Annotated in this window: 10 protein-coding genes; 9 read left to right on the top strand and 1 reads right to left on the bottom strand. The window is 63.7% G+C overall.

The features are described 5' to 3' along the window. Positions 1-214: 214 nt before the first annotated feature. The 7 genes from uvrA (at position 215) to lnt (ending at position 9226) form a co-directional block, all read left to right on the top strand. The gene (gene uvrA / locus LQ952_RS07515) at positions 215-3052 is read left to right on the top strand and encodes an excinuclease ABC subunit UvrA (protein ID WP_238622041.1); all 2838 of its coding nucleotides are present in this window, start codon (positions 215-217) and stop codon (positions 3050-3052) included. Between the two features lie 242 nt (positions 3053-3294). Further along, positions 3295-3780, top strand: coding sequence for a single-stranded DNA-binding protein (gene ssb / locus LQ952_RS07510; protein ID WP_274521503.1), 486 nt, complete (start codon positions 3295-3297; stop codon positions 3778-3780). Between the two features lie 94 nt (positions 3781-3874). Beyond that, positions 3875-5245, top strand: coding sequence for a tRNA (N6-isopentenyl adenosine(37)-C2)-methylthiotransferase MiaB (miaB, locus tag LQ952_RS07505; protein WP_238622039.1), 1371 nt, complete (start codon positions 3875-3877; stop codon positions 5243-5245). A gap of 78 nt (positions 5246-5323) precedes the next feature. After that, entirely contained in the window at positions 5324-6310 is a 987-nt protein-coding gene (locus LQ952_RS07500) for a PhoH family protein (protein ID WP_238622043.1), read from the top strand. Next, a complete protein-coding gene (gene ybeY / locus LQ952_RS07495) occupies positions 6310-6756 on the top strand; it encodes an rRNA maturation RNase YbeY (RefSeq protein WP_238622038.1) in 447 nt (148 codons plus the stop codon). The genes LQ952_RS07500 and ybeY overlap by 1 nt, the downstream gene beginning before the upstream one ends. Before the next feature lie 21 nt (positions 6757-6777). After that, entirely contained in the window at positions 6778-7659 is an 882-nt protein-coding gene (locus tag LQ952_RS07490; protein ID WP_238622037.1) for a CorC family transporter, read from the top strand. Positions 7660-7663: 4 nt separating this feature from the next. Continuing rightward, positions 7664-9226, top strand: a complete 1563-nt coding sequence (gene lnt / locus LQ952_RS07485; RefSeq protein ID WP_238622036.1) for an apolipoprotein N-acyltransferase — start codon at positions 7664-7666, stop codon at positions 9224-9226. Here the strand turns inward: lnt and LQ952_RS07480 are convergent. After that, the gene (locus LQ952_RS07480) at positions 9223-9747 is read right to left on the bottom strand and encodes a zinc ribbon-containing protein (RefSeq protein ID WP_238622035.1); all 525 of its coding nucleotides are present in this window, start codon (positions 9745-9747) and stop codon (positions 9223-9225) included. The two genes, lnt and LQ952_RS07480, sit on opposite strands and share 4 nt — an antisense overlap. 353 nt (positions 9748-10100) lie before the next feature. Here LQ952_RS07480 and leuS point away from each other — a divergent pair, with 353 nt between their 5' ends. Together leuS and LQ952_RS07470 are read left to right on the top strand one after the other, a co-directional pair. Beyond that, positions 10101-12557 (top strand): leucine--tRNA ligase, encoded by a 2457-nt coding sequence (gene leuS, locus LQ952_RS07475; RefSeq protein WP_238622034.1) that lies wholly within the window; start codon positions 10101-10103, stop codon positions 12555-12557. Further along, complete coding sequence (locus LQ952_RS07470; RefSeq protein WP_238622033.1) at positions 12557-13084, top strand: LPS-assembly lipoprotein LptE; 528 nt, start codon at positions 12557-12559, stop codon at positions 13082-13084. Before leuS ends, LQ952_RS07470 begins: the two co-directional genes overlap by 1 nt. Positions 13085-13091 lie beyond the last annotated feature (7 nt).

Genomic DNA, 13091 nt, shown 5'->3' with positions numbered 1-13091 from the left:
CGGCAGACTCAACACCCTGGACTCCCGCTTGCGCGGGAGTGACGACAGGGGGGCGGGCGTGACGGCGAAAGGGCAGAGCGACGGCAGGAGGGAAGAAGACAAGGAGAGAGCTACAGGGTGTGGGGACTCTGCGGGGCGTGACGGCAGGGGCTTCGCTTTTCAGTGTTAGAATGATCGTTTGCCTGCCGGCAACCCTTCCGGGAGCCTTAGTTCTATGGAACACATCCTCATCCGCGGTGCCCGTACCCATAATCTGCAGAACGTAGATCTGACACTACCGCGGGATCGACTGATCGTCATTACCGGAGTGTCCGGATCCGGTAAGTCTTCCCTGGCCTTCGATACCCTCTTTGCCGAAGGGCAGCGCCGCTATGTGGAATCTCTGTCGGCCTATGCTCGGCAGTTTCTGTCGGTGATGGAAAAGCCCGATGTGGATCATATTGAGGGTTTGTCTCCCGCGATTTCCATCGAGCAGAAGACCACGTCTCATAACCCGCGCTCCACCGTGGGGACGATTACTGAAATCTATGATTACCTGCGCCTACTGTTTGCCCGTGCAGGGATTCCTCGTTGCCCCGATCACGACACCAGCCTGGAGGCCCAGACCGTGAGTCAGATGGTGGATCAGGTCATGACGCTCCCCGAAGGGGATAAGCTCATGCTGCTGGCCCCCGTGATTCAGGAGCGCAAGGGGGAGCACCTGAACGTGCTCGAAGGGCTGCGATCACAGGGCTATCTGCGTGCCCGTATTGATGGCGAGTTGGTGGAACTGGATGATCCCCCCAAGCTGGAACCCCGCCGCAAGCACACCATTGAGGTGGTGGTGGATCGTTTTCGGGTGAGGGATGATGTCCGTGTGCGCCTGGCGGAATCTCTGGAAACTGCCCTGAATCTCTCCGAGGGGATCGCCCTAGTGGCCTGGCTGGATGAGCCGAACCGGGTCCCGCTGGTGTTTTCCTCCCGCTTTGCCTGCCCCGTCTGCGGCTATGCCATTCAGGAACTGGAGCCACGGCTGTTTTCCTTCAACAGCCCAGTGGGCGCCTGTCCCACCTGTGACGGCTTGGGTGTGCAGCAGTTTTTCGATCCCGAGCGGGTAGTGGCCCACCCGGAGCTGAGTCTGGCGGGCGGTGCGGTGCGGGGCTGGGACCGGCGCAATGCCTACTATTTCCAGATGATCCAGAGTCTGGCGCGGCATTATGATTTCGATATCGAGGCCCCGTTTCAATCACTGGATGAGTCGGTCCGACAGGTGGTGCTCCACGGCAGTGGTCGTGTGCGCATCGAGTTCGAGTATCAGAACGAACGGGGACGGGTCGCCCGTTCCAGCCACCCCTTTGAAGGGATCATTCCCAATCTGGAGCGCCGCTATCGGGAAACGGATTCCAGTGCCGTGCGCGAGGAGCTGGCCAAGTATCGCTCCATGCATCCCTGCCCGGATTGCCTGGGAACGCGTCTGAATCGGTCCGCCAGACATGTGTTCATCGGGAGCCACACGTTACCCGAGCTGACCCGTCTGCCCATCGGGACGGCTCGTGATTTCTTTCAGGGTCTGTTGTTGCCCGGCAAGCAGGGCAGGATTGCCGAGAAAATCGTCAAGGAGACCGTTGCCAGGCTGGATTTTCTGGTGAACGTGGGACTGGATTACCTCACCTTGGATCGGTCTGCAGATACCCTGTCCGGGGGGGAGGCCCAGCGTATCCGGCTGGCCTCCCAGATCGGAGCCGGATTGGTGGGCGTCATGTATATCCTGGACGAGCCTTCCATCGGTCTGCATCAGCGGGATAACGAGCGCTTGCTCAACACCCTGACCTATCTGCGGGATTTGGGCAACACGGTGATTATGGTGGAGCACGATGAGGACGCCATCCGTCGGGCGGATCATGTGGTGGACATCGGCCCCGGCGCCGGTCGTCACGGCGGCCGTATCGTGGCTCAGGGGACCCCGGAGGAGATCAGTCGTTTCGGTGAATCCCTGACCGGACAGTACTTGTCCGGACATCGCCGGATTCATGTCCCCGCCCGACGGCATCCGTTGGATCCCGCGCGTCAACTGGTCATCCGTGGCGCCAGCGGCAATAACCTGCGTGATGTGGATCTGTCTATTCCGGTGGGGCTGTTCACCTGCGTCACCGGTGTCTCCGGTTCCGGCAAATCCACTCTGATCAACGATACCCTTTATCGTCTCATGGCCCTGCGCATCAACCGCGCCGGCGAGCACCCGGCACCCTATGCCGTGCTGGAAGGGGCGGAGTTTTTTGACAAGGTGGTGGACATCGACCAGAGCCCCATCGGTCGCACGCCCCGTTCCAACCCGGCCACCTATACGGGGCTGTTCACGCCCATCCGCGAGCTGTTTTCCGGGGTGCCGGAGGCCCGCTCACGGGGCTATGCCCCGGGGCGCTTCTCGTTCAATGTGAAGGGCGGGCGCTGCGAGTCCTGCCAGGGCGATGGTGTCATCAAGGTTGAAATGCATTTTCTGCCGGATGTCTATGTGTCCTGCGATGTTTGCAAGGGCAAGCGCTATAACCGGGAGACCCTGGAGATTCGTTACAAGGGCAAGACCATCCATGAGGTGCTGGAGATGACCGTGGAGGATGCCCTGGAATTCTTCCAGGCAGTACCGGCCCTGCGGCGCAAGCTGGAGACACTGATGGATGTGGGGCTCTCGTATATTCAGCTGGGGCAGAATGCCACCACCCTGTCCGGTGGCGAGGCCCAGCGGGTGAAGCTGGCACGGGAACTGTCGAAGCGGGATACCGGTCGTACCCTCTATATCCTTGATGAGCCCACCACCGGCCTGCATTTCCATGATGTGGAACAGTTGCTTAAGGTGCTGCATCGCTTGCGCGATCACGGCAATACGGTGGTGGTGATCGAGCACAATCTGGACGTGATCAAGACGGCGGACTGGCTCATTGACCTGGGACCGGAAGGGGGCTCCGGTGGCGGCGAGATCATCGCTGCGGGAACGCCCGAGCAGATTGCCGTCGAACCCCGGTCACATACGGGGCGGTTTCTGGCGCCCATGCTGGCGCTGGATCCCACCGGATGATCGAATACGGTTCTCAAGGTGAGTGAGTGCGGTTCTCTGCATGTCATTCCCGCGAAAGCGGGAATCCATGGCCCAGCCTCGGCGCAGTACCCTGGACTCCCGCTTTCGCGGGGGTGACGACGAGTCGCAGGCTCCCACATGAGCCTGTGGACAGGCTATGCTCTGGTGGGCGGCCGGATAAAATCCGGTCCTGCCCCTTCAATCACGATACAATGGACGATTTCTGTTTCTGGAGCGGTCTCATGGCTAAAGGCATCAACAAGGTCATCCTCATCGGCAATCTGGGCAATGATCCGGATGTGAAATACATGCCCAGTGGGGCCGCCGTGGCCAACGTGAGCCTGGCCACTGCAGAGCGCTGGAAGGATAAGCAGACTAACGACTGGACGGAGCGCACCGAGTGGCACCGGCTGGTGTTTTTCGGGCGCCTGGCGGAGATCGCGGGCGAATACCTGCGCAAGGGTTCCCAGGTCTATGTGGAAGGGCGCCTGCAGACCCGTGAATGGGAAAAGGATGGCATCAAGCGCTACACCACCGAGATCGTGGTCAATGAAATGCAGATGCTGGGTGGTCGCAGCGGCGGCGGGTCCGGTGATTTCGAAGGGGGACGCACGGGTGGCCATGACGCCGGCGACGGCGGCAGGCCCACCCCCCGGCAGGCTCCAGCCCCGGCGGCATCTTCCAGTCGTCCCATGCAGGATGATTTCGAGGACGATATTCCCTTCTGAGGTTTTATCCCCTCTCCCACAAGGTGAGAGGGGCTTGTTCTGCAGCATTCATATCGCGTTCGTTTTGCCTGACCGGACTCCCAAGAATCACCCCATGCGTACCAAGATCTATATCCAGACCCACGGCTGCCAGATGAACGAGTACGACTCGGGCAAGATGCTGGATGTGCTGCGTGAATCCCATGGGGGCGAACTGACGGATGATCCCATGGACGCGGATGTGCTCCTGCTCAACACCTGCTCCATTCGGGAAAAGGCCCAGGAAAAGGTCTTTTCCCTGCTCGGCCGTTGGCGTGCCATCAAGGAACAGCGCCCCGGCGTGGTGATCGGTGTCGGCGGTTGCGTGGCCAGCCAGGAAGGGGCGCTGTTGCGGGAGCGAGCCCCCTTCGTGGACATGGTCTTTGGTCCCCAGACCCTGCACCGACTGCCCCGGATGCTGGAAAGCGCCCGGGGCGGCCGCTATCCGGTGGTGGACGTGTCCTTCCCCGAGATCGAGAAGTTCGACGCTCTGCCCGAGCCCCGGGCCAGCGGCCCCACCGCCTTTGTATCCATCATGGAAGGGTGCAGCAAGTACTGCACCTACTGTGTCGTCCCCTATACCCGGGGCGAGGAGATCAGCCGGCCCTTCGACGACGTCCTGGCCGAAGTGGCCCAGCTGTCGGCCCAGGGGGTGCGTGAGGTGAACCTGCTGGGGCAGAACGTGAACGCCTACCGGGGACCCATGCACGATGGCGAGATCGCCGATCTGGCTCTGCTGATCCACTATGTGGCGGCGGTGGACGGGATCGACCGCATCCGCTTCACCACGTCCCATCCGGTGGAGTTTTCCGACAGCCTGATCCGCGCCTTCGCCGAGGTGCCCCAGTTGGCCGGCCATCTGCACTTGCCGGTACAGAGCGGTTCGGACCGGATACTGGCGGCCATGAAGCGCGGGCACACGGCCCTGGAGTACAAGTCCAAGATCCGGCGCATCCGCGAGGCCCGGCCGGATATCTGCCTGTCGTCGGATTTCATCGTCGGTTTCCCCGGTGAAACGGAAGCGGATTTCCAGGCCACCATGAAACTGATCCATGACATCGGCTTTGACCAGTCCTTCAGCTTCATCTACAGTCGCCGTCCCGGCACCCCGGCGGCGGTGATGGACGATGACGTGCCCCTGTCGGTGAAGAAGCAACGCCTGCAACATCTGCAGGATACCATCAATGCCTCCGCCCAGGCCATCAGCGAAGCCATGGTGGGCCGGGTGGAGTCGGTGCTGGTGGAAGGACCGTCCCGCAAGGACCCGCGCTGGATGGCGGGACGCACCGGCAACAACCGAGTGGTGAACTTCCCGGCGGATCCGGACTGCATCGGGCAATTCGTCCCGGTGTGCATTACCCAGGCCCTGAGTCATTCACTGCGGGGCGAACGGGTGCCCGATGAACGGCAGCCCGAACCGATGCCGAAGGCCGCCGTGGGCGGCTGATCCGGCTATACTCCGTGGACACACAACCTGCCTTGATGGCCTGAACCTGCCTTGACTGAAACTTCTGCCGATTCTCAAGTGGCGGCCCCTCCGGTGACAGTGGAACTGTCCCTGGAGCCCGCCGACAACCTGCGCCTGGCAAACCTCTGTGGTCAGTTCGATGAGCATCTGCGGCTCATGGAGCAGCGCCTGGGCGTGGAAATCAACAACCGAGGTGCCCGCTTCAACGTGATCGGAGACCCGCAACCGGCTCAGGCCGGGGCCGAATTGCTGCGGGATCTTTACCGTGCCACCGCAAAGGAGACCCTCAACCCCGCCCGCGTCCACCTGCATCTGCAGGAGTCGGGGATTGACCGCCTGCTGGCCCGGCGGGAGGAAAAGGCGGATGATGACGAAACGCCGCTGCATCTCAAGCGGGGCGTGATCCGCGGTCGTGGGGCCAACCAGCTCCGCTACCTGCGCAACATCCGCACCCATGACCTGAACTTCGGCATCGGGCCGGCGGGCACGGGTAAGACCTACCTGGCCGTGGCCGCTGCCTGCGAGGCTCTGGAGACGGAGCGGGTGCGACGGCTGGTGCTGGTGCGTCCGGCGGTGGAGGCCGGGGAGCGGCTGGGCTTCCTGCCGGGGGACCTGGCCCAGAAGATCGATCCCTATCTGCGGCCCATGTATGACGCCCTCTACGAGATGCTGGGCTTTGAGAAGGTGGCCAAGTTGATGGAGCGCAACGTCATTGAGGTGGCGCCCCTGGCCTACATGCGTGGCCGCACCCTGAATGATGCCTTCGTGATCCTGGACGAGGCCCAGAACACCACCTCGGAGCAGATGAAGATGTTCCTGACCCGGATCGGTTTCGGGTCCACCGCGGTGGTGAACGGCGACGTGACCCAGACGGATCTGCCCAATCCCCGGCAGTCGGGGTTGCGCCACGTGATCGAGATTCTGCAGGATGTGAAGGGTATCAGCTTCACCTTCTTCACCTCCCGGGACGTGGTGCGTCACCCCCTGGTGCAGCGGATCGTCGAGGCCTATGACGCGAGCGAATCGTCTCGCAAGGACCGCTGATGTCACGGGATGTCCAGCTTCAATATGCGGTGCCGCGCAAGGGGATACCCGGCCCGGCCAGCTTTCGTCGCTGGGTGGACCTGGCCTGTCAGGGCTGCGGGGGGTCGGTGGCGATCCGTATCACCGATGTGTCGGAGAGTGCCGAACTCAATCACCAGTACCGAGGCAAGTCCGGTCCCACCAACGTGCTCTCATTCCCCTTCGAGGCCCCGGCAGGCGTGCCCGTGGATCACTTGGGGGATCTGGTGATCTGTGCCCCGGTGGTGAATCGGGAGGCGGCGGAGCAGGGCAAGCCGGTGCAGAGTCACTGGGCGCACATGGTGATTCACGGCGTGTTGCACCTGCGGGGGTTTGATCATCTGTCCCCGGCGGAGGCCGAGGTGATGGAGACGATTGAAACATTGCTCATGGCAGAATTAGGCCATGCAGATCCTTATGTGTGCTGAATTTTCCAGAAAAACCATCATATGAATACCGACCGATCCAGTGAGCCTCCCGCCCGTAGCTGGGTGGAGCGTTTCACCCTGGCCCTTTCCGGGGCCGAACCCAAGGACCGCACCCAGTTGGTGGAACTGCTGCGCAGCGCCCACCAGCGCCAGATCATCGATCCCGATGCCTTGGGCATGATCGAGGGGGTGATGCAGGTCTCCGAGATGCAGGTGCGGGACATCATGATCCCCCGCGCACAGATGGACATGGTGCGACGGGATGCCGCACTGGACGACATCGTCACCATTCTGGCCGACTCGGCCCATTCCCGCTTCCCGGTGATCGGGGATGACCGGGACGAGGTGGTGGGGATTCTGTTGGCCAAGGACATGCTGCGTTATTTCGTGAAGGACGGCGAGGAGGTCTTCGATATGCAGGACATCCTGCGTCCCGCCGTCTTCGTGCCCGAAAGCAAGCGCCTGAACGTGTTGCTCAAGGAGTTCCGCAACAGCCGCAACCACATGGCCATCGTGGTGGATGAGTACGGCGGCGTGGCGGGCCTGGTAACCATCGAGGATGTGCTGGAGCAGATCGTCGGTGAGATCGACGATGAGCATGACATCGAGGATTTCCTCACTCACATCCTGCGCCACGCCAATGGCCGCTTCACGGTGAAGGCCTTGACACCCATTGAGGAGTTCAACGCCTATTTCAATACCGACTACAGTGATGACGAGTTCGACACCATCGGCGGTTTCGTGATCCATCGCTTCGGCCATGTGCCCAAGCGGGGCGAAGAGCTGAGTTTTGATCGTTTCCACGTGCGGGTGCTGCGGGCCGATAACCGGCGGGTGCATCTGCTGGAACTGAGTTATCGCGAAACCCCGACCGCCGAGGCGGCGGAGCCCACTTCGCTGTGAACCCATGACCCACGCGCTTCCGGCTGTGCCCCTGATCCGGGTGCTGGAAAGGTACCCACGAGCCGCCCTGCTGTCGGCCCTGCTGGCCGGTGCCGCCCTGGTGCCGGCCTTTGCCCCCTTTGAACTGCGCCTGCTGGGTGTGCTGGCACCGGCCCTGCTGTTCGTACTCTGGGCCGGTGCGCAGCCCCGCCAGGCCGCCTGGCGGGGTTATGCCTTCGGCCTGGGCATGTTCGGGGCCGGGGTCTACTGGGTGTACTACAGCCTGCATCTCTTCGGTGCGGCCATCGCCCCCCTGGCGGCCCTGATCACGGCCGGTTTCGTGATGCTGCTGGCCCTGTTCCCGGCCCTGCTGGGGTATCTGGTTGCCCGGTTGCGGGGTCGGACGACCGCCTTCGTGCATCTGGTGCTGCTGGTGCCGGCCCTGTGGGTCCTGTTCGAGTGGTGGCGTGGCTGGTTTCTCACCGGATTCCCCTGGCTGCTGCTGGGGACGGCTCAGTTGGATACGGCCCTGGCCGGCTATATGCCGGTGCTGGGAGTCTTCGGGACCGGCATGGTGGCGGCGATGATGGCCGGAGCCCTGGCCTGGGGTGTCGTGGGTGGCCGGCGCCGGCTGATGAGGGCGTTGGGGTTGATGCTGGTGCTGTGGCTGGGTGGGCTGGGACTCAAGCAGGTGGAATGGACCCGGCCCATGGGCGAGCCACTGCAGGTGAGTCTGTTGCAGGGGAACATGGCCCAGGAGGACAAGCTGCGTCCGGATGAACTGGTGACGGCCATGGGCCTGTATGCCTACCTGACCGAAGAGGCCTTCGGCAGCGACCTGATCCTCTGGCCCGAGACGGCGGTACCCAGTTTCTATCATTACCTGGACGAGGATTTCCTCCGGCCCCTGGCCGCGGAGGCCCGCACCCACGGCAGCGAACTACTGGCCGGGATCTTCACCTATGAGCCCGAGACCCGACGCATGTTCAACAGCATCGCCCGGGTGGATGCCGAGCATCCCCAGTTCTATCACAAGCGCAAGCGGGTCCCCTTTGGTGAATATCTGCCGCTACGGGGCCTGTTGGAGTGGCTGGACGGTTATATCGAGTTGCCCATGGCGGATCTGTCCCGGGGGCACGGGGGCTTTACCCTGGAGGCGGCCGGGATCGTGCTGGGGGCCTCCATCTGTTACGAGGATGCCTTCGGGCACCTGATCATCCGCGCCCTGCCGCGGGCGCAGATGCTGGTGAACGTGACCAACGATGCCTGGTTCGGGGATTCCATCGCACCCCATCAGCACCTGGAGATCGCCCGGGTGCGGTCGCTGGAGGCGGGGCGCGAGATGCTTCGGGCCACCAATACGGGGATCTCGGCGGTGATCGATCATCGCGGCCGCCTCAGGGATCGCTCGCCCCAGTTCCAGACCCATGTGCTGACCACCCGGGCGCAGCCCCGGGAAGGGCGCACCCCCTATGCCCTGTGGGGGAACTGGCCGGTGGTCACGGGGCTGACGTTGCTGGTGGCGGGGCTGGTGCTGGCCGGGCGACGCGGCCCGGCGTCCCCTTCATCACCGGTGCCTCGCTCCTAGTCCCGAGCCCTTCGATATTCGGTGCCGTGGCACTTCGGGCAGGGCGGGATCCGGCCGCTCTCGGTGAAATGCAGCTCGGTGCCGCACTGCTTGCAGGCCAGCACTCCGGGCGCCGCCACTTCACCGGTATGCCAGACCCCGACCGCCCGGGCGCGGGCCTCCAGTTCCGCCAGCTCCACCCGGGTGCGGTCGGCAATGGAGGACAGCAGGTCCAGGATCCGGGCCTCGATCAGCTGCAGGTCCATGCGGAACCAGGTGCGAAAGTCCCGGCTCGACTCATTCAGGTAGTCGCCGATGTCATGCAGGTCTCGGCGGATGTACTCGGCCACCTCGTGGGCCTCCTCGCGGGTGGCCTCGCCCAGTTCCACCGCCTTGTGACGGGCGTCCTCGATGGCATGTTCCAGGGTCGGGCCGGTCTTTTCCTCTGCCACTTCCACGGCATGCCGCACCCGTTCCAGCATCCGGTCATAGGCATGGACCAGTCCGTCCCGGATGGGATGTTCGCTCTGTTTGTCCGACATGATTCCAACCTCCAGCATTGCACATGGGTCATAAAAAGGATCGGTGTTGCAGAAGGGGGAGGCCGTGGTCCTGGAGGCGGGTGTTTGCCGCAGGGATGCGGCAATCAAGCCTACAGGGACGTATTCACGGCGTCCCGCCGACGGGACCACGGCCTACCCCTGTCTTCCATCATGCTTTCAAGAGTACACCAGGTTTCACGCGTCCCACCCATGCCCCGGCACAGGTCAATGTGCCGGAAGTTGTGACCCCCCGGCAGTCACGTTATCCTTGCCGGTCTTCCCGGAGCCACGGACAACGCAGAGGCGGTCTGCGCCCCTGGCCCGTGCATTCCCAGATTCAGCCGGTGGAACCCATGCAAGAACATTACGAACCCGAAGTCGTCGAAATCGATGCCCAGGCCTGGTGGGAAGCCAATGACTGCTTCCTCGCCCGGGAGGATGACGGCCGGGAACCCTTCTACTGCCTGTCCATGTTCCCGTACCCCAGTGGTCGACTGCATATGGGCCATGTGCGCAACTACACCATCGGCGACGTCATCGCCCGCTATCAGCGCATGCAGGGACGCAACGTCCTCCAGCCCATGGGCTGGGACGCCTTCGGGCTGCCCGCCGAGAACGCCGCTCTCAAGCACGGCGTCCCCCCCGCCCAGTGGACCTACGAAAACATCGACTACATGCGCGGCCAACTCAAGCGCCTGGGGTTTGCCTACGACTGGTCCCGGGAACTGGCCACCTGCCGGCCCGAGTACTACCGCTGGGAACAGTGGCTGTTCACCCGCCTGTTCGAAAAGGGCCTGGTCTACAAGAAGACGGCCGTGGTCAACTGGGATCCGGTGGACCAGACCGTGCTGGCCAATGAACAGGTCATCGACGGCCTGGGCTGGCGCTCCGGCGCCCCGGTGGAACGTCGGGAGATCCCCCAGTGGTTCCTGCGCATCACCGACTACGCCGAAGAACTGCTCAACGGCCTGGATACCCTGACCGGCTGGCCGGAGCAGGTGCGCACCATGCAGCGCAACTGGATCGGCCGCTCCGAAGGGGTGGAGGTGGTCTTCCCGGTGGACGGCCGGGACGAACCCCTGACCGTCTATACCACCCGCCCCGACACCCTGATGGGGGTGAGCTACCTGGCGGTAGCCACCGAACACCCCCTGGCCGCCCTGGCTGCCGAGGACAACCAGGCCCTGGCCGGCTTCATCGAGGAATGCCGGCATACCAAGGTGTCCGAGGCCGACATGGCCACCATGAAGAAGCGGGGCGTGGCCACCGGGTTCAAGGCCATCCACCCGATCACCGGCGAAAAGGTGCCCGTGTGGGCCGCCAACTTCGTGCTGATGGAATACGGCACCGGCGCCGTCATGGCAGTGCCCGCTCACGACCAGCGGGACTGGGAGTTTGCCGGGGCCTATGGCCTGCCCATCCGGCAGGTGATCCGCCCCGCCGATGGGGCCGCCGCCATCGACCTGGACCGGGAGGCCTTCACCGAGAAGGGTATTTTGCTGGCCTCCGGCCGCTTCGACGGCATGGACTTCGACCAGGCCTTCAATGCCATCGCCGGTCAGCTGGAAGCCGAGGGCAGGGGGCGCCGCCGGATCAATTATCGGCTGCGGGACTGGGGCGTCTCCCGTCAGCGTTACTGGGGCTGCCCGATCCCCATCATCAATTGCCCGGATTGCGGTCCGGTGCCGGTCCCCGAAGATCAGCTGCCGGTGGTGCTGCCGGAAGACGTGGCCTTCGACGGGGTGGGTTCCCCGATCAAGAAGATGCCTGAGTTCTACCGGACCACCTGTCCTCGGTGTGGCGGCGAGGCCGAGCGGGAGACGGACACCTTCGATACCTTCTTCGAGTCCTCCTGGTATTACGCCCGCTACACCGGGCCGGACAACGACGGCGCCATGATGGATGAACGGGCCCGTCACTGGCTGCCCGTCAACCAGTACGTGGGCGGCATCGAGCATGCCGTGCTGCACCTGCTCTATGCCCGCTTCTTCCACAAGCTGATGCGGGACGAGGGCCTGGTTCCCGGCGACGAGCCCTTCACCCACCTGCTGACCCAGGGCATGGTGCTCAAGGACGGGGCCAAGATGTCCAAGTCCAAGGGCAACACGGTGGACCCCCAGGAATTGATCCGGCGTTACGGTGCCGATACCGTGCGCCTGTTCATGATGTTCGCCGCACCACCGGAGATGTCCCTGGAATGGTCCGACTCCGGGGTGGAAGGGGCCTCCCGCTTTCTCAAGCGCTTGTGGAAGCAGGCCCACGATCATGTCAATGCCGGTCCCGTCCCGTCCCTGGATGCCGCGTCCCTCACGGAGGCCCAGGCCGAGTTGCGCCGCAAGCTGCATCAGACCATCGCCAAGGTGAGCGACGACATGGGCCGGCGCCATACCTTCAACACCGCCATCGCCGCCTGCATGGAACTGCTCAATGACCTGAGCCGCTTCGAAGACGCCACGCCCCAGGGGCGCGCCCTGATGCAGGAGGCCCTGGAGGCCATCGTGCTCATGCTCTCGCCCATCGTTCCCCACATCACCCATCGCCTGTGGGCCGAGTTGGGGCACCAGGATGCCCTGGTGGATTGTCCCTGGCCCCAGGTGGATCCCGTCGCCCTGGAGAGTGACACCCAAGCGCTGGTGATCCAGGTAAACGGTAAGCTCCGTGGCCATCTGCGGGTGCCCACCGGCGCCGAGCGCGCCGCCATCGAGACCCTGGCCCTGGCCGATGACAACGTCAGACGGCACATCGACGGCAAGACCGTGGTCAAGATCATCGTGGTTCCCGGTAAGCTGGTTAACGTGGTTGCCAAGTGATGATGGGCCCGGGTGTCAAGCCGTGGTTGTCGGGAGGGGTGTGGGTCGCCCTGGTCCTGATGGCCTGCCTGCTGCTGACTGCCTGTGGTTTTCAGTTGCGGGGAGCGGCCGGGTTGCCACCGGAGATGGCGCGCACGGCCGTGACCGGCCTGGGTGCCTCCGATTCCCTGGTCATCGATCTGCAACTGGCCCTGCGTGCCGGGGGGGTGGAACTGGCGCCCCTGTCTGGGGCCACGGCCGAGTTGCGCATCCATGATCTGAGCAGCGGCCGCCGGGCCCTGTCCGTGGGGCGCGACGCACAGGTCTCCGAGTACGAGGTCTTCACCCGTCTGCGCTACTCGGTGAGAGGGCGCGGTAATGATTTCGAGATCCGCGAGCAGACCTTGACCCTGACCCGGGACTATCTCTTCGACCCGGAGGGTGTGCTGGGGCAGGCCGAGCAGGAACAAAGCCTGCGGGAATCCATGCGCCGCGACCTGGTGCAGTTGATCCTGTTGCGCCTGCAGGCGGCGGCACGGGATCACTGAAGCACGG

Origin of the sequence: Ectothiorhodospira lacustris, from assembly GCF_022227785.1 — a bacterium.
Taxonomy (GTDB): Bacteria; Pseudomonadota; Gammaproteobacteria; order Ectothiorhodospirales; family Ectothiorhodospiraceae; genus Ectothiorhodospira; species Ectothiorhodospira lacustris.
The sequence above is the reverse complement of the archived record's forward strand: the minus strand, read 5'-3'. Positions and strand labels throughout refer to the sequence as shown.